At 65.7% G+C, this 21247-nt stretch carries 19 protein-coding genes and 1 pseudogene; 9 read left to right on the top strand and 11 right to left on the bottom strand.

What is annotated here, in order from left to right; all coding sequences use genetic code 11:
* Positions 1 to 274: 274 nt before the first annotated feature.
* The gene (locus IFT73_RS13800) at positions 275 to 874 is read right to left on the bottom strand and encodes a uracil-DNA glycosylase family protein (RefSeq protein ID WP_056610816.1); all 600 of its coding nucleotides are present in this window, start codon (positions 872 to 874) and stop codon (positions 275 to 277) included.
* A complete protein-coding gene (locus IFT73_RS13805) occupies positions 871 to 1776 on the bottom strand; it encodes a LysR family transcriptional regulator (RefSeq protein ID WP_056610813.1) in 906 nt (301 codons plus the stop codon). Before IFT73_RS13805 ends, IFT73_RS13800 begins: the two co-directional genes overlap by 4 nt.
* 94 nt (positions 1777 to 1870) lie before the next feature.
* On the opposite strand from IFT73_RS13805, the gene IFT73_RS13810 reads away from it, so the two are divergent.
* On the top strand, positions 1871 to 3019 hold the full coding sequence (locus tag IFT73_RS13810; protein ID WP_192168119.1) for a TDT family transporter: 1149 nt from the start codon (positions 1871 to 1873) through the stop codon (positions 3017 to 3019).
* Positions 3020 to 3701: 682 nt separating this feature from the next.
* Here IFT73_RS13810 and IFT73_RS13815 read toward each other — a convergent pair.
* Both IFT73_RS13815 and IFT73_RS13820 read right to left on the bottom strand, forming a co-directional pair.
* Complete coding sequence (locus IFT73_RS13815; protein ID WP_162248866.1) at positions 3702 to 5252, bottom strand: ThiF family adenylyltransferase; 1551 nt, start codon at positions 5250 to 5252, stop codon at positions 3702 to 3704.
* 224 nt (positions 5253 to 5476) lie between these two features.
* Positions 5477 to 5734 (bottom strand): hypothetical protein, encoded by a 258-nt coding sequence (locus IFT73_RS13820; RefSeq protein WP_129183188.1) that lies wholly within the window; start codon positions 5732 to 5734, stop codon positions 5477 to 5479.
* A gap of 192 nt (positions 5735 to 5926) precedes the next feature.
* Between IFT73_RS13820 and IFT73_RS13825 the strand changes: the two genes are divergently transcribed.
* Positions 5927 to 6292 carry a hypothetical protein gene (locus IFT73_RS13825; RefSeq protein WP_056610804.1) on the top strand — a complete coding sequence of 122 codons (366 nt, stop codon included), beginning with the start codon at positions 5927 to 5929 and terminating at the stop codon, positions 6290 to 6292.
* A 180-nt stretch (positions 6293 to 6472) separates the two neighbouring features.
* Here IFT73_RS13825 and IFT73_RS13830 read toward each other — a convergent pair whose 3' ends face one another.
* Positions 6473 to 7018, bottom strand: a complete 546-nt coding sequence (locus IFT73_RS13830) for a hypothetical protein (RefSeq protein ID WP_056610801.1) — start codon at positions 7016 to 7018, stop codon at positions 6473 to 6475.
* 1153 nt (positions 7019 to 8171) lie between these two features.
* Here IFT73_RS13830 and IFT73_RS13835 point away from each other — a divergent pair.
* From IFT73_RS13835 to IFT73_RS13845, 3 genes are all read left to right on the top strand, one after another.
* Positions 8172 to 11528 carry a hypothetical protein gene (locus IFT73_RS13835; protein ID WP_192168120.1) on the top strand — a complete coding sequence of 1119 codons (3357 nt, stop codon included), beginning with the start codon at positions 8172 to 8174 and terminating at the stop codon, positions 11526 to 11528.
* A gap of 402 nt (positions 11529 to 11930) precedes the next feature.
* On the top strand, positions 11931 to 12395 hold the full coding sequence (locus IFT73_RS13840) for a hypothetical protein (protein WP_129183192.1): 465 nt from the start codon (positions 11931 to 11933) through the stop codon (positions 12393 to 12395).
* A 404-nt stretch (positions 12396 to 12799) separates the two neighbouring features.
* On the top strand, positions 12800 to 13288 hold the full coding sequence (locus IFT73_RS13845) for a hypothetical protein (protein WP_129183193.1): 489 nt from the start codon (positions 12800 to 12802) through the stop codon (positions 13286 to 13288).
* Between the two features lie 117 nt (positions 13289 to 13405).
* Here the strand turns inward: IFT73_RS13845 and IFT73_RS13850 are convergent, their stop codons facing one another.
* A complete protein-coding gene (locus IFT73_RS13850) occupies positions 13406 to 14341 on the bottom strand; it encodes a nucleoside triphosphate pyrophosphohydrolase family protein (RefSeq protein ID WP_129183194.1) in 936 nt (311 codons plus the stop codon).
* Between the two features lie 106 nt (positions 14342 to 14447).
* On the opposite strand from IFT73_RS13850, the gene IFT73_RS13855 reads away from it, so the two are divergent.
* From IFT73_RS13855 to IFT73_RS13870, 4 genes are all read left to right on the top strand, one after another.
* On the top strand, positions 14448 to 14738 hold the full coding sequence (locus IFT73_RS13855; RefSeq protein ID WP_129183195.1) for an acyl carrier protein: 291 nt from the start codon (positions 14448 to 14450) through the stop codon (positions 14736 to 14738).
* Entirely contained in the window at positions 14735 to 15103 is a 369-nt protein-coding gene (locus IFT73_RS13860) for a helix-turn-helix domain-containing protein (RefSeq protein WP_129183196.1), read from the top strand. Before IFT73_RS13855 ends, IFT73_RS13860 begins: the two co-directional genes overlap by 4 nt.
* Before the next feature lie 68 nt (positions 15104 to 15171).
* Entirely contained in the window at positions 15172 to 16113 is a 942-nt protein-coding gene (locus IFT73_RS13865; RefSeq protein WP_188111748.1) for an ImmA/IrrE family metallo-endopeptidase, read from the top strand.
* Positions 16110 to 16952, top strand: coding sequence for a hypothetical protein (locus IFT73_RS13870; RefSeq protein ID WP_129183198.1), 843 nt, complete (start codon positions 16110 to 16112; stop codon positions 16950 to 16952). Before IFT73_RS13865 ends, IFT73_RS13870 begins: the two co-directional genes overlap by 4 nt.
* A 3-nt stretch (positions 16953 to 16955) precedes the next feature.
* On the opposite strand, the gene IFT73_RS13875 is transcribed toward IFT73_RS13870, so the two are convergent.
* The 5 genes and pseudogenes from IFT73_RS13875 to IFT73_RS13895 all read right to left on the bottom strand — a co-directional run bounded on the left by IFT73_RS13875 (position 16956) and on the right by IFT73_RS13895 (position 21242).
* Positions 16956 to 18119 (bottom strand): nucleotide kinase domain-containing protein, encoded by a 1164-nt coding sequence (locus IFT73_RS13875; RefSeq protein ID WP_197984178.1) that lies wholly within the window; start codon positions 18117 to 18119, stop codon positions 16956 to 16958.
* Positions 18120 to 18440: 321 nt separating this feature from the next.
* A pseudogene (locus IFT73_RS13880) lies at positions 18441 to 18605 on the bottom strand (DUF255 domain-containing protein); the annotation flags it as partial.
* A 35-nt stretch (positions 18606 to 18640) separates the two neighbouring features.
* Complete coding sequence (locus tag IFT73_RS13885) at positions 18641 to 20011, bottom strand: FAD-linked oxidase C-terminal domain-containing protein (protein WP_192168122.1); 1371 nt, start codon at positions 20009 to 20011, stop codon at positions 18641 to 18643.
* 19 nt (positions 20012 to 20030) lie between these two features.
* Positions 20031 to 20270, bottom strand: coding sequence for a hypothetical protein (locus IFT73_RS13890; RefSeq protein WP_056610764.1), 240 nt, complete (start codon positions 20268 to 20270; stop codon positions 20031 to 20033).
* Positions 20271 to 20303: 33 nt separating this feature from the next.
* The gene (locus tag IFT73_RS13895) at positions 20304 to 21242 is read right to left on the bottom strand and encodes a cation diffusion facilitator family transporter (RefSeq protein ID WP_371811277.1); all 939 of its coding nucleotides are present in this window, start codon (positions 21240 to 21242) and stop codon (positions 20304 to 20306) included.
* Positions 21243 to 21247 lie beyond the last annotated feature (5 nt).

Consider the following 21247-nt stretch of genomic DNA (forward strand, 5'->3'; position numbering starts at 1 on the left):
GTCGTATGGTGCATGCCCGAGGTCATGGAAGGGACGGTGAGCTCCAGGTTCATCCCAGCACCATGGTCGACACCGAGCAGCAGACCGTGCATGGCCGCGATACCACCGACGACGGCGGCAATCAGCGCAGCGCGAACCCAGTTGGGTGTCCCTACCCTCGTGGTCGTACCGCGACATGACATTGCCGCAACATTAGCCCTGGGCGCAACGACAGCCTGCGCGCCGAACGAGTGCGACAGGTCGGCGGCGGACGTGAGTCGAGATCTTCACGCTCTCAGGAGGTCGCGATCTCCTGGGCTCGTTCAAGAGCCACACGCAGTCGATTGAAGGCTTCTGCGCGAGCGTGGGCGTTGCGTGGTGACGGATGCGGTGCGCCCAGCGCGGGCACGACTCGGGCTGTCTCGTCGATCGTCATCAGCCGCATGACACCTTGGAGGGCTGGTGTCCCGACGGCGACGACGACCTGGAGGTCGGGCAGAGCCGCCCACAGCGCGGCCAGCGCCGGACGCGCCTCTTCAAGATCTCTCACCAGCGGAGGGCGGCGGTGGCCGGCAGCGTCGTAGGTCGGCCACGGCACCACGTTCCACCGCAGATACCCGTCACGGGCCATGCCCGCAGAAACTCGCGCTGCACGGAGTGCGGCCGCCGTCGGGTCGTCGTTGTCCTCGGTGCTGAACCCGAGGTCACCCGCGGCGACGGTGCGAGGGCCGGGCGACTCCATCAGCACCAGGATCCTCGCGTTCACGCCAGGACCGTCCGGGTCGAACCACGGGACAAACCGCTGCTCGTCGACCGCCGCACGCCAAGCACGGACCAGCGTGTTGAGCGCGAAGACGTGCGGCTCGTCAACTCGCGACCGGCGATCGGTGCTCATCTCGTGCGGGCCTTCGTGGCGATCGCCAGCAGATCGCGGACCGGACCGGCCGGCGGGCGGCCGCTGCCGACCCACAGCGCGGTGAGGTCGCGCGACAGGTCCAACCCGATGATCGGCACCTCGACGAGCCGGCCCGCCTCAACATCGCTGCGCACCGAACGTCGGCTCATGAACGCCGGCGGGCTGCCTGCGCTGACCGCCGATCGGATGCCGGACGTGGTGGTCAGCTCGGCGGCGGGCGCCGTGGCGGTCAAGCCGAGTCGTGCGAGCGCGTCATCGACGACACGCCGGGAGCCTGACCCCGCCTCGCGCCACGTCAGAGGCCGCGTGACGATCTCATCTGGCGCCAACGGCGAGTCCTGCTTGGCCCACGGGTCGTGCGGTGCCGAGTACAGGCCCAGCTCGTCGCGAGCGACGACCAGTGACGCCAGGTCGCCGGGGTCCGCACCGTCCTCGACGAAACCGATGTCGGCTGACCCGTCCGCCACGGCCGTCCTCACGTGCTCGCTGTTGGTGGCGATCAGGCTGACGACCGTGTCGTGCTGCTGGCGAAGCCGGACCAGCCACAGGGGAAGCAGGTACTCGGCCACGGTCATGCTCGCCACGATGCTCAGCTGGTGCGTCCGGCCCTCGCGCAAAGTCGCGATCGACTCGTCGATCTCCTGAGCAAGATCGATCAGACGTGCGGCCCAGCCGACCACCAGGACACCGGACTCGGTCAGCGTCGATCCCCCGGCAGCACGACGCAAGAGGGTCAGTCCCGTCAGGGCCTCGACGGCTCTGAGCCGTTCGGATGCCGATTGCTGGGTGATGCCGTTCGCTCGGCCCGCAGCGCCGATGCTGCCATGAGTGGCCACGTCGACCAGCAGTTGAAGAGCAGCCAGATCGGGGATGTTGCGCATCTGCCCAGACTACCCGTCCTCCACAGGTCTGCCCTGTGGAGCCACAGGGTGACGGGTTCTACCGGCAACCACGCATCGAGACCACAGTGGAGTCATGACCACCGCACACCTCACGACGACCAGCGAGCACGCCGCCCGCAGCACCCGCGACCGGACGGGCTGGCTCCGCGAGCTCGAGGGCGCTCCGGCTCTCGGCTTCATCGGACCCAACTGGTTTGCCTCGGTCATGGGCACCGGCATCGTCGCAATCGCCGCTGCCTCGCTGCCCTTCTCCGTCCCAGGGATCACGGTCTTCGCCACCACCGTCTGGGTACTCGCCCTCGTGCTGCTCGTCGCTGTGGTCGTGGCGACTGCCGGCCACTGGACGTTGCATGGCGAGGTGGCCCGCGGCCACCTTGACGACCCAATGATGTCGCACTTCTACGGCGCGCCCGCGATGGGACTCATGACCGTCGGTGCCGGCGCGATGCTCGTGGGACATCACCTGATCGGCATGCCTGCCGCGCTGGCGCTGGACTGGGTGCTGTGGACCGTCGGGACCCTGCTCGGTCTGACCACGGCCGTGCTGGTGCCGATCCGTGCCTTCACCTCGCACGAGGTCCGCGAGGACTCCGCTTTCGGCGGCTGGCTCATGCCCGTGGTCCCGCCCATGGTCAGTGCCGCCACCGGCGCTGCCCTCATCCCGCACCTGCCGGCCGGCCAGGCCCAGCAGACGATGCTGCTGGCCTGCTACATGTTCTTCGGCCTCACCCTCATGTGCAGCATCGTCATGATCGCGTTCATCTGGAACCGACTTCTGCACCACGGCATCGGAGCCGCCGGCGCCGTGCCCACCCTCTGGATCGTCCTCGGTCCCGTCGGTCAGTCGATCACTGCGGCCCACCACCTCGGCAACGTGACCCCCGACGTGCTGGACAGCCCCTACGGCACCGCGTTCCACGCCTTCGCCCTCGTCTACGGCATTCCCATGTGGGGATTCGCGATGCTGTGGCTGGCGATCGCCGCCACCCTCACCGCCCGCACCGCCCGGGAAGGACTTCCGTTCAGCCTGACGTGGTGGTCCTTCACCTTCCCGGTCGGCACCGTGGTCACCGGCACCTCGGGGCTGGCCCAGCTGACCGGCAACCACGTGCTCCAGGTCGCAGCCGGCGCATTGTTCGTCCTCCTTCTCAGCGCCTGGTCGGTCGTTGCCGTCCGCACCCTTCGCGGCGTGCACTCTGGGAAGCTGCTCAAGAAGCCCTGAACTCCGACAGACCCATACCTCCGATGAAAGGGAAGCCCTGATGAAGACGCCCCGTAACGCCCTCCAGGCCAACCTCGGGGTTGCCCACCAGTTCCAGCTCAGTGATCATCGCGCTCATCTACTTTCGGTCCGGTCCGCACGGGTGTGCACACTCAGACGTGACTGTGCTTGGGGCACCGATCGTCGCAATCAAGCTCCTGAGTGCAGCCCCGGAGCATCTCGTCCAGGTCATTCATCGGTTCACCCAGCGGGCGAGGTGGCGATGGCGCCGAGAACTAGAGCTCCTCGTCTGTCCTGTCCTGCCCGCTTGCCTCTGGGCTAGTACCTGGGGCAGGGCCGCTCGGCGGGTGCACGACGATCTGGCCGTCGTCGTCCATCGCCACTGAGTAGAGCCCTCTCCTGGACAGCATGGCTCGCCAGTTGATGCTCGCGAGACGGCGTGCCATCGCCTCGTGGACTGCTGTGTTGAATGCGGCGAGTTCGTCTGGTGTCAGCTCGCTGAGCGGGAGGTGGCCAGCTCGGGCTGCCTCGATCCTGCGCGACTTGCTCGGGGGCTGCGAGTCTTCGTTGCGGGTCTCGCGCGGTACACCTTCCTCCCCCATGCGAGCGTCCCCCTCGGCTGCGCCACGTGACCCTTCCGGATGCCGCAGGTGAAGCGGCGAGATCACGTGTCCTGCTCGCGTTACGGGTGGTGGTTCTCGCACGCGGGATGTGGCGGTAGGTCAACCGAGCGCCAAGAGGCCGGCGTCGGAGCTCCCTGGTCATCGCGCAACGTGGCGACGTAGTAGTCGCCGCCGAGCTGCCGGCGTTCCGCGAGGTGGTGGATGGCTACTCGGCTGGCGTGATGGGAAAGACAACCCGCTTCGCTGTTGGTCCCGGTGAAGGTGGGTTCGGAGCATGAGACCGGGCTCGTCCAACCATCGGGATCGGCGGGCGGCGTCGGCCAGCGGCTGTCTCTGAGTGTTGCGTGGTCGGCGCGGTGATGGGCGAGGCATTCTGTGCAGCCCGTCTGGCCTGGTCGGACCAGGGCGACCCAACCGCCCCACAGGCCCGGGGTGCCGGCGACAGTCAGCAGCGGACTCCGGTTCAGAGCCACGGCATTGAGGATGGCCGTCGCATTGGGGTTGGCTGTGGCGTCGATGATGAGATCGGCATCCATCAGGGTCCGCAGGACCCTCCGGCGGTTGCGTTCGGTGTCCGCGTCAGCGTCGTGCTCGAACAGCCGGGTGACGTTGATGTCCCAGGAGCCGACGCTGCCTGCGAGGGCAGTACCGCGGAGGTGCTCGGCCAGCGCGGCGGTCTTCGACATTCCCGCATGACTAACAGGGCCGTAGCTTCTGGCTCGCGTGTTGGGGTCGACCCAGTCGCAATCGACTAGGTCGAGGCGGTGAACGCCGGTGCGGGCTAGGTCGGCGGCAATGTGGTGCCCGATGGCGCCGACGCCGACGATGGCTACCTTTTTGTCGGCCAGGCCGGCGGCGATGGGTGTGCGGGTCGAGGTGCTGTCGTTCAGCTCTAGTCCCGCCAGCAGGACCGTCCCGTAAACGGGCGCGCCGTCGCGTGTGGTTCCCGTGCGGACTCGGAGAAGGAACATCCAGCACGGCCCGGGCTGGCCGTAGTCGCGCTCGTCCTCGACGAGCAAGCCAACGACGGTGAGAACCCTCGGGTCTGCCTCGACGATGAGTGGGTCCTTGTCCCCACTGACCTCCAGTGCCGGTAGGGCTGGCGACAGGCGCTCCCAGAGCTGGTCTGCTGTCTCAGTCGGGTCCCACGACGGCAGACGTAGCCACCAGCCGGTCACGACGATCGGGAAGCTGTCCAGGACGTCGAGGTTGGTGTTCTGGATGTTCAGTCCCGGGCCGAGTATCTGGTCCACGATGCTGGTGACGACGACGCCGGACCGGTCGATGCGCTGGCGCAGCACCAGCGCTCCCCCGGCGATGTTGTCTGGGATGTTCGTGTGCGGGACGACGACTCGGCGGGGTGCGGCGCTGTAGACCGTCCTGGGTTCAGCGACGGGCAGCTCGAGGCCACGGGTCGACGCTGCGAGGCGGTCGGCCGAGGTCAGGTCGTTGGACCGGACGAGCTTCGGCAGCTGGATGGCAAGGAGGTCCGCTGCTGTCCAGGTGGGGTCGTGGTCTGCGTCGTGGACCAGGCACAGCAACCCGCGGGTGGGATCGCGGTGGCGTGTCACGCCGAGCTCGTCGTGGAGGTCGAACACCTGGACCGGCATCCACGCGGGGTACGACTGTCGCGGGTAGACGACCTTCAGGCGAGCAGTCCGAGCAGCGACGTCCTCTGCCGCGGGTAGCGGGTAGTCGACGTGGACCTCCACTCCCCCGTCGACGTACCTGACCCTGTGCGCCCAACCGTGGTCGCCGAAGGCCTGACGCTCACGGGCCCACCTGCGCGGGAACCGGCGATGCCACCCCAGGGACGCGGGTGGGGTGTCGGCGGTCATCCGACGGCCGGCGGATGGCCGGGGACCGAAGGTGCCCGGTACGCAGACGCGGGGAGCAGTTCCTCCACGTCCTCTTCGATGCGGTCATCCACCACAGTTCGGCGGGTCGTCACCGTGCGTCGTGTGATGCGGTAACCACCGTCGGGAAGTTCCTCGAACGTTGATGTCGACGTCGTCTTTTCCGCACCCGGCCCGCTCGGCTCCTCAGCCGTTTCCGGCGGGTGAGCGTCGGCCGCCTTCGGCTCGTCTCTCATGCGTGGACTTTCCGGTTCGTCGCTGCTCAAGATGCCTCCCATCGCCGTCGTGAATGACCAGTTGAGCGGACACCTGACCTCGGATCCACCCGTGTAGCAACTTTTGCGCGACCACGCGGGACTCGCGCAAAAGTTGCCACAGGGAGTCACCGAAGGGGTTGTCTCTGGCCGGTCGCCTCGACGGTCCGCGTCATGTCTAAACGATCCCCCACCCTGCTGCTCAAGCCCAGGGACTACGCGGTTCCCGACTATGCCTTCGGCACGACCGCGGCCATCGACTGGACCGTCCCGGCCGGAGGTGATGAGCTCAGTCGCCGGTTCGCCGAGCTTCAGCACCGGCTCGTCGTAGCCGTGGCCACCCGGCCCGACCCGAAAGCTGAGGTGTCGAGGCGCCCGCGCAAGGACCTGACCGACCGAACAGCCATCGCCCGGATGAGCCGGTCTTGGTCGTTCAGCCGCTCTTGGTACCAGTCGGCCAGCCAAGGCCGCACGTGGCTCCACGTCACGGGCCTCGCCGCCGTGACCGACCTGCTGTTCTTGCAGGACCCTCACCACTGATCTGCCGTCCAGTCCCGCGCGAGACAACTACACGGTCCGCGTCCAAACGTTGGCACGCAATCATTCACACCATGGTCTCCGCCACCAAAGAGCACCGGCCAGCACGAAGACGACCCCCACGCGCTGCGTGGGGGTCGTCTTGATGGTGCCGAAATCTGGGTCAGTGTTGCCGGGCGTCGGTCAGGGCGCCAAGACCGTCATCGGAGGGATCAGTCCCATGTCGGACCGGAACTGCCAACTACTCATCTCTCGTCGGTGACGATCGAGGCTCTCTTCCCAGGTCTCATCCTCCTTGGCGCCGAACGCTTGGTGGCCGCGTTGATCGCATCGCTGCGGCCAGTCGCTGTCGTGAATCGACAAGGTGCTGCCGTGTCCACACGCGTGGCAGAACGGGTCCGTGGGCGCATCTCCCGGCCCACGCAGCATCGTCACCTCGTACTTGTCGGCCGTGGAAGTGGCCTCGATCGCCGCCCGCACCAGACGCGACAGCAACCGGTGCGACTCCTGACAGCTCACGAGACCAAACCCGCCGATGTCCAGCAGGGCCGGTCTCTGCCTGTCGGCCAACGCGAAGGCCATCACCTGGTCCAGTGTGGTCCCGATGCCGACGCCACGCAGCCAAGTGCTCACCTCCCCACCATGCTCCGAGTGCGTGCCTCGCAACAGGACCATTCCGCTTCCAGCCTCGACGACCAGCGCCTCGCAGTCGTACACGTAACCGCTCATGTTCTCTCCTTCTGACACACCGTGGGGATGCGTCGTGTGATGCAGGCACCGGATGGTGACTGCACCTCAGACCGTGCGCAACGACTACTTGCGCGCAATCGAGCCCGCCTTGCACGTCGCCGCATCGGCACGGGCGCCTCGAGTCAGAGTTCCGGCTGGCCCCGAGTGCACGTGCACCATTGCGAACGTTCGGCCTCAGCAGACGGTCGCACTTAGACGCCGCACATCAGGCCGTCCCCACCCATGGTCCGGAAGGCCTGTCATGAGACTTAGATTCACGATTCAGCTGACCGCCTCAAGGAGTCGAAGCCGTCGTACGCCGCATGAGGGCCAGCCTTCGACAAGACCGCCTCAACTTCCGAGATGTGGTGTCGGTTGATGAAGGATCCCGGCTGGAGCCCATCTGGAGGTTCGACAAGCAGGTCGCGTTGCGTCCGGGCAGGGTCTTGACTCATTCACCATCAGAACGTGGCACCGACCTGAAAACCTCTACGGAGAGGGCGGCCGCGCGTTCGAATTCGTGGGCGCGACATCTCCTCTGGTTGCTATCAGCGATCTCTCATCACTCCATAGCGGCCTTGACTTCACTTTCCACATCAGCGCCGCGTAAGAGACCGGGGAAGTGATCCACGCAGCAGACAGATACTTCAGGGATGGGATGTGCGAGTGGTGACAGGCTCCGGAGCGCGTGGTGGATCTTCGCGAATTGGTTCTCAGGCGAACATCCTGTAGACGCTGCTTGAATCCCAAGACTTCCAATGTCTCCGACTCCGAGCGCTCACCTGCCGGCCGAGCCTGCCGCCGACGGCGGATGCGCGGACGGCTGTCGCGCACCCGCGACGCTTCATCAACCGAACTCGCGAGCTGGTCCCGTGTGCCTGGGCTACACCGGCGGGTAGCGCATCGCACTGGCGAGGCGCACCACGCGACCTCAACGATGACTCCTCCCAGCATCGCCTCGAGCTGAACTGCCATTGAAGGGTGAATGGGCAGAGAGTCGACGCCGACCTGGCGGCGGCGGTTCCAGCAAAGAGTCCGTCTCGCGGTAAGCGGTACCGGCTGACTGAGCAGTCCTGCTCGATCTGCACATACCCATTGCACGATGGTCCGCGGCCCGCACTGTCCTAGGCATCACCAACGCCTAGGAGGCACCATGAGCAAGCACCGCACTCGACGAGTCGGACGGCTCACCCAGCGATCGACATACGCACAGCTCGAGTCATGGCTTCGATCTCGTAACGGAGACGCTGTCAATCGCGGCACGATCATCCGCCGAGCTCGCCTCATCAGGACGTCCGGCAGGAGCAGGGAGGCGTGGAAGGCGAGCGCCGAAACGTCATTCGCCTCGATCGACAAGACACTGCCCGACGTAGCGCAAGCACTCGCTCTCGGATTCGATCTCATCCGTAACGACGCCATCGGCGTCACAACACGGTCAGAACTGGGAGACAGCGTCTTTGTTCTGCGCCGTGGGCATGCGCCTGGCGGAAAGGGCGAAGCGCAGATCGGCCTCATCCTGCACGTCGGGGAAACCCTGTTTCTCTATCTCCTGACCTCTGCGCGCGCGAACGACATCAAGGGCGCAACAGCGGACCGCGGCTCCAACGCCTTTACCGAAGTTCTTTCGACGGTCGTTCGTCACATCACCGATGCCGGCCGATCTGCCGATCCGACCTTTCGGCCGGAGGTTCACGCCCGAGAGCACGGGCGATTCGTGCGAAGCGAAAAGCACGGTGCGGCCTTGAAGGAAACCTTCATCCGCTGCAAGGCTCTGGTATTCAAGCCTCAGGAAGTCGACTTGACCGACCCTGCCGCACAGCAGGCTTTCTCATTCGGATCACTCATGGAGGATTCGGCGGTCAACTCCCTGATCAAGGGAATGAACCGGCCCGAGGTCATCATGCAAGCTGACGGCGCGTGGTACGAGGGCCACAAACAAATTCCCTTCACGCACCAACCAGCGAGGACGGTCGAAACGGACTCTCGGACTGGCCGGACCATCGAGACAATCCACAAGCACCGCCTCACTGTTGCTGACGACCTGAACCTCGCCAAGACCATTCTGCGGTCGCTCGTCGATGAGGTTCTCAAGGACAAGGCCGGGACGAGGGGCGTGACCGACTGGGAAGCCGTTGGTGCCGTCGCGGCCGGCTTCGGTTTGCCATCTCGTAGACCGGAGGACGCCGTCAGGGACGTTCTCTTGTCCGACCTGCCGCCAGCCTCTCAAGGGCGCGCGGGCAGGAACTTGCTGCAGAAGAACTACATCGACGGTTGGCGTCACGGGTCCTTCTTGAAGGACGTGAAGATCAAGACGGCGCTAGACCTGGAGCTTGACGGGGTAGAGATTGTCACCACCGCCGACGGTGACTACTACCGGTGCAAGATCGACTTCCCGCTTCCTGAGGGAGGGTGGGGCATCACGGACGAGGAGTGGGACCTCGTCCTGAAGCGCCGCTACCCGCAGACCGAGGAACAGAAGGCCGCCCGGCGAGCAGCAACAACCGGTGAGCGTTTGCCGTTCGCGGGTGTCATCGGGTGGGACGACACCACGACCGGCACGCAGTGGAAGCTGCAAACCAAGAAGACGTACGGGCTGCACTCCCGTCCGCTGGACGAGGCCTACGTCCGGGGTCTTCCTGTCGGGTGGGAGCGCACCACCATGGGCCCGTCCCATGCAACGCTGCGGCCAGCGCTCCTGCACACGTCGGTGGGTAAGGCCATGGAGGCAGCGCTCCTTGCTTTGGACTCGCCCGCGCAGGAAACGTCGATGCCGGTCTATCGCGCAGTGTCCGCCACCGAGTCGACAGCCGACCGTGCGCGGAAGCAGATTCAAGAAGCGGAGGAAGATCTGACCGATGCTGAGGACCAGCTTGCTGGCGCGGAGGACGAGAATGCCCGGGCGGCCGGACGCGTGCGGAAGGACCCGTCCGACACCAACACCCGCACAGCCAAGCGAGCCCGCGCGACGCTAGAGCGGGCACAAAGTCGAGTCGTCGACGCCGAGCAACGCCTCGCCCAGGCCAACAAGCTGACCGCGAAGCAAACGACGAAGGCAACCTCGTCCGAGCACGAAGTGGAGTCCGCTACCGCCGAGTTCACGGCCGTCGCTCTCCAGAAGTGCGTCGAGTCCGCACCCCCTTGGTTGAACCAGGCGTGCGGCTACTTCTTGACCGACTGGACCATGACACCCGTCAGCGTTCCTGGCCGTCGCCCGTCCGTGGACTGGTCGTGCAACCTGGTCCTGGCAGATCCCGAGACCGGTACCGACGTGCTTGTGCCGCTGTCCGGAAACGTCGCAAACACCGCGCACGACGGAACAACTCGCGGCCGCAAGAAGGCCGAAGCCATGGCCTGGGCCTTCCTCTACGACGGCCAAGAAGTAGCAGACATCGCCGAAGCAGCCGGCCTCACACGCTCGTCGGCCAAGAACTCGTACGCCTACAGCGAGATCAGACGAGTCATGTCCGCCGTCGTGACCGACAGCCAGCTGCTGGCAGCAGCGATGGACCACTTCTCTCCGGCTGCACGGCGCGTCCTGTGGGCAGCGGTTAGCGACCAAGCCAAGGCCCTCCACGGCATCGACCCGGGCTTCGCGAAGCACATCAAGACCACCTACACCGGAGTGGCAGCCGTCAACTCCTGGTCGTTGTGCCGAGGCAGCTTCTTCCACCCACGCGCAGTCGCGGGACTGCTCAAAGCAGCCGGCGGATCCATGACCTTGCCCGACCTCACCGAGGCCAGCGGACTCTCGGCCGAGGACATCATGTCGCTGACCCGTGGCGGGTCCAACTCCCCCGGCAGCACAGCGACCAAGCAGATCGCGTACTTCACGAAGAACTTCTCCCGCGGCGGCACGCCCATGCCGATGGCCGAACGCGTCATCAGACTGCGCGAATGCCCACACGAGGACTGCCCCGATCGTCTGCGCGGCAACGCCGCATGGTGCACGATCATCCTCCGCCTACCTGAGACCGAGGCCGGGTTCGGCGTGCTGTGCCCCACCTGCCGGCGATGCCCCGTCCAAACGATGTCCAAGGTCAGGTTCCCCGCCGACTACCTCCGACCCTGGAGCGGACGATTCGGACGAGGCAGCCACGCCGCGGGCCGAAAGTCTGACGTCCGCATCTTCCTGCAACCCGGACTGCGCGACCCCGGACCAGCGGCGCCGTTGCCGGACGTCGGCTGCCTCCCCCGCGAAGACACCACCATCCGCGAACGATCCCCGAGAGCCAAGCGCCCCGACAAGGCACAGAAGAGCCGCCCACTTCGCGGACGGCGCGTCTACGTCGACCCTCGGATCGTCAACGACGAACGCCGAGAGCTCGCGGAGCACATCACTACCAACGGTGGAGATGTCGCCATCCGACTGAACAAGAGCGTCCTCGTCTACGTCCACCCCGGAGACAAACCGCACGGTGAGCACCTCGCGTGGATCACAAAGATGAAGATCCCGACCGCCAACACCGAGTCCTTCTACATGCGCGAACCCAGCAGCTGGGTCGCGTCCTAGGGCATCAGGTCGCAACGGATGCGTGCATGCGGATGCGGGTCCCGAACCGTAGAGGGGCATGCCCACCTCTCATGCCCCATCACGCTCAGACACCAACACCATGGCTGCTCGTATCCGAAAATGGAACGCCCTCAGCTGGGACGAACTCAGTGAGCTCATGAACGCTCAGCCGTTTGACCCAGCAACCATCGGTGATCACCGAGCACAGATCCGCGTCGTGGCCACAGAGCCCGACGCACAAAAGCAGCTATCCGACGCCTAGACGTCCTTCTGCCCACTCATCTCAGTCCTGAGCAACCCGTCGGACGCCTCGGGGCGATCGATCTTGAGGCGAGCCTCATTGCGCAATGAACGCTGAGCCGCACGATCTCAGGTCTAACCCCTCCTACCTAGGACACCGTCATGGAATCGTTCACCTTCAACCTCGTTATCGACGGACCGGCTGACCAGCTCAAAGATTTTTACGACGCCACAGCCCAAGCGTCGACTCTTGCCGGAGGCATGCTGCAGTTCAAGTACGCCCCGTGGACTGCATCCACACCGCCTATCGGTGACTGGACCGCAGACTTCTGTACCGCGACTCTGTACGCCGCAATCCGACACGGCATCAGTCACCTGGTGGCCAGTGCCGAGATCGTCGGCCAGACCCCCTTGAGGCCAACCATGGACGGCAAAGCTGCAATCACGTACGAGCTAGACGTCGTGTCCGTCCCGCTCTACGAGCTGGAAGAGACGTCCCGGCTCCACCCCGACCTGACCTTCACTGCTACCTGGACCGCGCCCTTCGCGCCACCGATGAAGTCCCAGTGGATCGCCGGCGACTGGACTATGGAACGCACTGACACCGACCCTGCCGGCGCTCAGTAGAACGCGACGTCAAGCAGTCAGCCCCGGTCCTGACGTGATCTGACATGCGCGCTGGACCTAGCTCGCCTCAGCATTGACGTCAGCGGCAGCGCCCTCGACGGCGTGCCGCCGTTTGCGCAGCATCTCCGACCACGTCGAGTGACCCAGCTCGCAGCGCGGCCTCCGGCTCGGACTTCTGGCAACCGAGCGGAGTACATCAGCGAATGAAGCTGATGGCGCACCACGCGACTTCGAGGCCCCGCCGCCTGTCGAAAGCAAGCAACCGCATCTGCCTGCACGCTTCGCCAGATCCTCAGGTATGTGCGCCATTGCGCCCATTGGGGAGCAGCGCACTGTCCTAGTTCTGGCACCTGCCGTCAGAGCCAACGACAACCCCACAACCACACGAGATTGGAACAAGACAAATGAGCAAGACCATCGAGGTGCTGCTGTTCATGAGCGGCCCCACCAAGGACATCAACGCCCTGGCCACCACCGTGCGTTGCGCGACCAGTAAGAACGGCGCCTTTGACCAGGCCCACGTCCAGCAACTCGCAAGCGGAGTGAGCGTCCCCGCCCATCTGGCCATGGAGAACATCAACCAGCAGGCGGTCGACACGTTTGCTCACCTCTCTCCGCGCAGGCTGCGACTTATCGACAGCAATGCACCCATCACCCCCGACACCGCGACCACCGCCACATGGGAGATCCACTTCCGCGGCGACGAGGTGCCCAACCTGACGATCGAACTCGCGTCCATCGCGTACCCGGACGTGTTCTTCGGATGCTGGGCCGTCATCAAGAATCTGAAGGCCGCCTCACCTCACGACCGTGAGATGGAGATGACCGCTACGTGCGAAGCCGGCCAATGGAACTACGCCCACCGAGAAGCGGCACGCAACTCCTGTCCCTGAAGCACCCTCTGGTCCCAAAAGGCGGCTCAAGCATCGAAGGCGGGTGGCACACAAGGTGTCGCCACCCGCAGGTCGAACCGTCTCATCGTTCTGACCCCGACAGCGAGTCGGGCAGACCTACTCGACGCCACGTGCAGTAGATACGCCGTCGGTGGAGTACTCGAACTGGGCCAAGTCGGCATCAAACAGCACGTAACCACCGTCGTTCGCGACTAGGGATCGAAACGCCGAAAGTCCCGACAAGATGGCGACCTCCCACTCCGCAGGGGTCCGCACGCCAACCTCGAGTGGACCGACCAGCATCTCGATGTTGTCGAGCAGGCGTTGGTCCAGACGCTTGATGGTCTTCCCCATCTGGTGCTGCCCGGCGTATGCGAAAACCGTCGCAGAAACACCTTCTTCGATGGCGATGGCGCGACCGCCATCCTCGTTCTCATCAGTCCTCTGAACGCTGCGCCTCTTCAGGCCGGCGAGACTTCGCGTGACCGGCGACCACCCGAGCAGCGTTGCGTAGGCAAGGTGGAACACGTCGTGGAACCGGTAGCCGTCTGCGTTGTGCGACGCATCGGTGAGCTCGTCACCGAGCTGGCGGCCCTCGAAGTAGATGCGTACCGACTCGCGCCCGTCAGCGTTGGTACCGGAGCGGAACTCGTAAACGCCAGCTCTCGGGAGTCGTTCGTGTATGGGGTAGTCCGCGTCCAGCGCCGCTGTCGGTGATGTCAGCCACCGCGAACGGGTTTTCGTGATGTTGGCCTGTGCCACCTCATCCAGATCGAGACCGACGTGGGAGGCGACGTTGGCGACGTACCAAAGCACGTCTCCGAGCTCCTCGCGCATCCGAGCCTTCCACCAGTGGTGCGCCTCGCCATCTCGAAGACGCTTCTTGTATTCGCTAGCCACGGAGCCGGCTTCACCTGCAAGACCCAGCAGGTGCACTACCAGTCCGGCGTCGTAGTCCTCGGCCTCCTTGGGAGTTCCGGTCCCATCGCCGGTCTGCGTGGCATTGAACTGGTCTGTATCTGACGTCTGTCGCTGATACTCGGTGAAATCCATCCTTGACTCCTGTTGTCTTTTCCGACTGCCTTGTGCTCTTTCCAGACAATGTTCTATCATGGGACAAGCGTGTCGGTAAAGCCGACAACACGATCGGAGAAAAAGTATGGATCAACGGCAAGTCGAGGACCTCATCCTGGAACTCATCGCGGACGGACAGCACCGCGACGCTAAGCACCTGCGCGCGGAACTCGAAGCGCTGGGTGAGGAACTGCCCATCGATTCGCTTTTTGCAGTGGAAGTGCTCGCACAGGTCGAAGACCGGTGTGGCGTCACGCTGTCCACCGATCCGGAGCGGGCAGCCGCGATGAAATCGGTCAAGCTATTCGCGGCAGCAATCGTGGCAGAGCTCGAGAAGGTCCAGCGCGCGTCAGCAGGCGGAGAGATGCCGGCGTGAGCGAAGACCCGTCGGCCGAGTGGCGTCAGCTCGGCGTCCGGCTGCGCGACGCACGCGAGTACTTGTCGTTGTCTCAGCAAGATGTCGCGGCGAGCACAGGCATTCCCCGTTCGGCGATTTCCGACATCGAGCGGGGCCAGCGGAAGGTGGACAGTCTGGAGCTGCGGAAACTGGCAAAGATCTACAAACGCCCCGTCGCATCTCTGCTCGGCACCGACGACTCCGACACCGGCTCAGAGACCTCGCGCGATGTCAGTATGCTCGCGCGCGCCGTGGAAGGCCTCACTGTCGATGACCGCGCCGAAGTGGTCCGCTTCGCGGAGTTCCTGCGCTTTCAGTCTCGTGGGAGTGGCGGCACCGCATGACTCAGAAGCCTTCGCACCTCTCGTCGGTCAAGCCTGCTAGCGCAACCTCAACTTCAGCAGCACGACCGATGACGTGGGCGAAGGCGCACCAGGTGGCGCACATGGCGGCAGCAAAAGCTCATCACGCGCTCGGGGTTGATCTGAGCGGGGTGAGCGTCGACGTCGTCAGCGCTCTGGGAGCCGCCGACCTCATCGTCATGTGGCGACCCATGCCGCAACTCTTCGGTGCCTACCTGAACGAGCCGGGTGTCGCGCCGGGTGTCCTCATCAACAGCGCACTCCCACGTCCCGCCCGACGGTACACATGCGCTCACGAACTCGGACACCACTGGATGCGCCACTCCACCAGCGTTGATGACGGGTCGAGCATCGACACGACACTTCACGAGGACATCGACGCAGTCCCGCAAGGAAACCGCCGTCGTCCCTGGCCCGAACAGGAGAAACTCGCCGAAGCCTTCGCCTCCTGGTTCCTCATGCCAAGGCGTGTGGTCGCGACCGCGCTGGACGTGCTCAATCTCAATCGTCCACGCACCGCAGCTGACGTTTACTCGCTATCTCTACTGCTCGGCACAAGCTACCGAACCACCGTCCGCCACCTCCCGAACCTGCGATTCGCGACCCCAACTCAAGCCAACTCCTGGGCGAACGTCGCCCCGGGTCGCCTCAAGGCAACCCTTGACGCCGGAGTGTCTGCTCCCACATCCAGACGCCCGGACGTCTGGATTCTGGATGACCGGTTCGACGGCCTCCGACTACCTGTCAGGCCAGGCGACCGACTCGTCATCCTGGGCCCGCCAGGTGTCGCGTCGCTCAGGCCCTCAAACACTTCTGTCCCGTTCTCAACGACACAGCTCGGCCAAACCAGCGGAACCCTCCGCGACGGCACCGTCCACGTCATCAACGACAACCCAACAGGCTCAGAACTGACTGTCACGTTCAACCACGCTTCCACGACCCTTCACATCCACCCGAGCCCGACCGGGCTGGACCCGCGAGGAGCAGCATGAAGTCCACCGTCGCCACCGGCGTGTTCGCCGGCAGCAATCTTTCCGAGGCCTGGCAGAACACCGTTCTGGGCATCGACCGAGCACCTGACCAGAAGCTGTTTCATACCGTCACCCGCATCGACGACCCGACCACTGAAGACGACCATGTGCGCCGCGCCATCGACTCACTTCTAGCCGACGAGGGGCACATCGACGTCGAGACGGTCGCAAACACCATTTTTCCCGCTCGCCTGGCAGACCACTGCGCCACCATCGAGGAACTAGCTGAACGCTACCGAGCTATGTACACCACCATTCGCCGATTCCGGGACAACAACCGCGGGACGTACTTCGGGCGAATGGTCAGCTACCCAGGACCGACGGCAACGGACAGTACAGACCAGCTCACGGCACTCGTGTCTCGGCTGCGTGACCAACTCGAGTTGAAGGGACCGATGAGCACGCCTTACGAGGTGACCCTGGACAGCCCCGGCGAAGACGCCGCCGGCACGCCGGATCCACGCCACGGCGACTCTCACGACTTCGACAGCACCGCCGTCGCCCACACGAACGCGGCCGGCGAGGGTCGCATCCGCGGCTTTCCCTGCATGTCCCTGCTCAGCGTTCAAATCGACAGGCACCACCTTCATGCGTTTGCGCACTATCGGTATGAGCTGCTCATCGAGAAGGGTTACGGCAACTACCTGGGCATCGCTCGGCTTCAGCAGTTCCTGTCCGAGCAGGTCGGGTTGAAAGTCGGTGTCCTGACCATCGCGACGGGGCGAGCGAATGTGGACGTGTCACACGCCAAGGTGACGAAGCATTTCGCGCAGGACTCGCTGCTCGTACCGCGAAGTTAATGTTCAGCGCGCCGCGAGCAGACCAGTCGAAGCGTCGCGCGAGTTTCGTCGAGGCCGGCGTGTCCGATGCTCGTCTAGATCCGTCGGCACTCGCAGCGGTGAGTCGCACTCCTCTGGGTTGATGCCCCATTTCGGGGGGAACCACGCGGGTGTCGGCGTGCCCGCCGGGGCAAAGCGCTGCTTGATGCGCGACCTGCCGGAGTAGCCAGCAATGTCAGGGTGCACGACTCGTGCGTATTTGTCGGTCTCGCAGAACAGGTTCTGGCAATCGATGAGTTGGAGCGGTCGGCCACGAAGACCGGTGAACTCGAGTCCAAGCCGCTCGAAGTGTTCGTCCTGGTGCTCAGCGACGTACCGAATGAGATCTGCTTCGATGCCCTTCGCTGCGTCACCGAAGCATTTGCGGAGACCGTCACGGGCGCCTGGTCCCGCCACAACGAAATCCATCTCGTCGAAGTTGATGGCCGTTGAGTAGTTCAAGTCGGTCGCGAACTGGAACGCGAGAAACGGCCCCATGCTTGGGTACGAGAGCAGCAGCTCATACACGGTCTTCATCGTCGAGGCCTCGCCGAGCCTGTCCGGTAGACCTTCTCCGAACATCCGTGCCAGCAGACGTAGATGGTTCGTGTGCTTTCGCGTCGCGCCGAGGTGGGGTGCTGGCATGACGTAGGCCGCGGAGTAGATCCGCTGACCCTCCGCCATAGCCGCGGAAAGAACGCGGTCGTACGCAGCAGCATCGAACGACGCCCACGACGGCGCACCAACCTCATCGACGAGCAAATTCCAGGTCTCGATGCGGTTGAAGAATTTGAATAACAGGATCCGGAACGCAACTTCGTCCGTCGCCTGGTCGCCCGTGTAGATGACGTCGTTGATGAGGAACTGGCTCACTCGGTCCGACGCGCGGTAACAGTTCGTGAAGCGGTGACCTAGAAGGACCGGGTCATCAGTCCATGGGCCTTCCGTCCCACTTTGGCGTGCGTCGTACACCTGCTGGCGGGCGTGGGCAAAACGCCAATAGGTGTCAAAGACGGGGGTCGGCGAAATGGTGCGCCCCGCGATAGTGATGGATGGCGCCGGTGCGTTTCTCACTGAGGGCGCGGCGGACCCCACCGCTACAGCATCATCACAAAATTGGGAAGCGACTGACCCCCGGAATTCGACCACGCGTTCACTGTAGGACTCATCCCATCGGCAAGCTGGGATCCATCACGCGACACGTCGCCCGCACGAGGCCAGTCTGCGTCCCTGTTCAATTGGCGCGCTAACCCGCACGCGGTGGTTCCCCACCGGATGACGATGGGATGCGCGCATCGCGAGCCCGGTCCGTCGCATCCTCACTCGGTCTGCATTCCAGCATTGAAGCCCAGCATTCGTAGACCGCGGACCTTCCGAACCACTGCGGAAAAGTCAACACAGTCCGTCAGCATGTGGAACATCCCGGACGCGGCGTCGCAGCAGATTCCCGCGTTTACGCCTAGGACTTGACACGTGGCACCAGTGGCAGGCGGCGTAGCCGACGCTCAGCAGGATCGGACGGTCGAGCGTCCGGGCGAGCTCGAGCGCCTCGGGGCTCCACTCCCACCAGTCGACGGGGTTGTCGGCGTGCTGCTGCAGGTACGGCGACGTGGCATCGGCGAGGCGATTGGGCATACCGCCACCCTAGGTCGGCCCGACGCAGCTGCGCCTCAGGCGTCGAACAGGTTGCCGGGGTTGAGCACTCCGCCGGGGTCGAGCGCGGCCCGCACGGCCCGCTGGACGTCGAGGGACGTCGCGTCGAGCTCGCGGACGAGCCACGACCGCTTGAGCCGGCCCACGCCGTGCTCGCCCGTGATCGTGCCGCCCAGGTCGAGGGCGTGCTCGGTGATGCGGTCGAAGGCCCGCATCGCCGCGGCGCGACCTGCCTCGTCGTTGTCGTCGTAGATGATCGTCGGGTGCATGTTGCCGTCACCGGCGTGCCCGAACACCCCGATCGTGAGTCCCTCGTCGGCCGCGACGGTCTCGATCCGCTCGAGCAGCTCGACGATGCGTCCGCGCGGCACGCAGACGTCGTCGAGCAGCCAGTCGCCGAGCTGCTCGAGGGCCGGGAGTGCCAGGCGACGGGCCTCGAGAAGCTGCGCACCCTCCTGGGGATCGTCCCCGACCGCGACGTCGACGGCCCCGGCCGAGTCGCAGTGCCCGGCCACCGCGGCCAGGACGCCTGCCGCGTCGGTCGTGTCGCACTGGGCCAGCAGCATCGCCGCGGTGTCGGGCTCGAAGCCCATGCGCGCCATCCGGTCGACCGCCTGCAGCGTCGTGCGGTCCATGATCTCGAGCATCGACACGGGTACCCCCGAGCCCGTGACGGCCGCGACCGCGCGTCCGGCGTCGGCCAGCGACGCGAACGTGGCGACCAGGGTCAGCGCCGGCGACGGCGCCGGCAGCAGGCGCACGGTGACCTCCGTGACGACGCCGAGGGTGCCCTCCGAGCCGACGACCAGGTGGGTCAGGTCGTAGCCCGCGACGCCCTTGGCGGTGCGGCGCCCGGTGCGCATGACACGACCGTCGGCCAGCACGACCTCGAGCCCCAGCACGAAGTCGCCCGTGACGCCGTACTTGACGCAGCACATGCCCCCGGCGTTGGTCGCGACGTTGCCGCCGATCGTCGAGAACCCGACGCTGCCCGGGTCGGGCGGGTAGAACAGGCCCTGCTCGGCCACGGCGGCCCTCAGGTCTCCCGTCACCACCCCGGGCTGGACCACGGCCAGGCGCTCGACGGGGTCGATCGACACGATCGCGTCCATGCGGTGCGTGCTCAGCACCACGAACTCGCCGTCGCCGTTGGCGGCGCCGCTCAGGCCGCTGCCCGCGCCACGCGTCACGACCCGCCACCCCTGCCGCGAGGCGACGCGCAGGCAGTCGGACACCTCCTGGGTGGACGTCGGTGCGAGGACGGCGAACGGGATCGCGCGAGCCGTCAGGCGCGACTCGTCGTGGGCGTACGTCGCCGTGACGTCGGGATCGGTCGACAGCACCACGCTGCCGAGCTCCCCCAGGGCGAGGGCGTCGGTGGCGTTCACAGGCGCCGGACCGCCGGGCTCAGCTCGTGCGGTCGTGCGGGGTCGTGCGCTTGACGCCGGAGTCGGCGTCCTCGCCGTCCCACGGCTTCTGCGCCTTGCGCGCGTGCGACAGGAACGAGCGGCACAGGAAGAATGTCGCGACGATCAGGATGCAGACGATGCCGAGCGCGACCCAGCCGGGCTTGACGTCGTTCGGGTCGAGCGGCTTGTCACGGGTGCCCGCGGCCGCGAGGTTCGCCAGAAGGACGTATGCGTTCATGCCTGCATTCTACGCCCGGAACCCTGGCAGGACTCAGTCGGCCGGCACGGCCTCCGGCAGCTCGGCATCGGGCGGGGAGCCGGGACGCGAGACCGTCAGCACGGCCTCGACCACGGCCTCCTCCTGCTCGAGCCGCGCCTCGAGGGACCGCAGCCGGTCGGCGACGCTCGACTCCGTCGCGTCCCCGACCAGGTCGACGCTCGCGACGATGTAGACGCGGTGCGGTCCGACGAACTCGACGTGCAGGTAGCCGACGCTCGACACCTCCTCCATCGAGGCGATGCGCTCGCGGACGACGTCGCGGACCGGCTGCGCGACCTCCATGCCGACCAGGAAGCGGCGGTTGCGGTCGATCAGCACGAACGCCACGACGGCCAGCAGCACGCCCACGAGGATCGAGCCGATCGCGTCGTAGACGGGCGACCCGGTCGCCTGGTGCAGCCCGATGCCGGCCGCGGCGATCACCAGGCCCGTCAGCGCGGCGGCGTCCTCGGCGAACACGGCCCGCAGCGTCGGGTCGGACGTCTCGAGGACGTGCTGCAGCACGGCGTCGTCGACCCGGCGGGCCTCGCCGCGCACCTGGCGCAGCGCCTGCGCGAATGACGTCCCCTCGAGCACGAAGGCGATGCCGAGCACGACGTAGGCGATCGTGTAGTTCTCGGCGGCCTCGTCGGCGGTCAGCTGCTGCACACCGTGCGTGATCGACACGACGGCACCGGCCACGAACAGCCCGACCGCGGCGAACATCGACCACACGTACGCCTCACGGCCGTACCCGAGCGGGTGCTGGCGGTCGGGACGACGCCGGGATCGACGGTCGGCCATCAGCAGGAACACCTCGTTGCCGGTGTCGGCCCACGAGTGCGCGGCCTCGGCGACCATCGAGGCCGATCCCGTCAGGACCGCCGCCACGGTCTTGGCCAGCGCCACCAGCGCATTGGCCGCGAAGGCCAGGACGACGGTGACGTTCACGATCG

Source organism: Aeromicrobium sp. CFBP 8757 (assembly GCF_014841755.1).
Lineage (GTDB): Bacteria > Actinomycetota > Actinomycetes > Propionibacteriales > Nocardioidaceae > Aeromicrobium.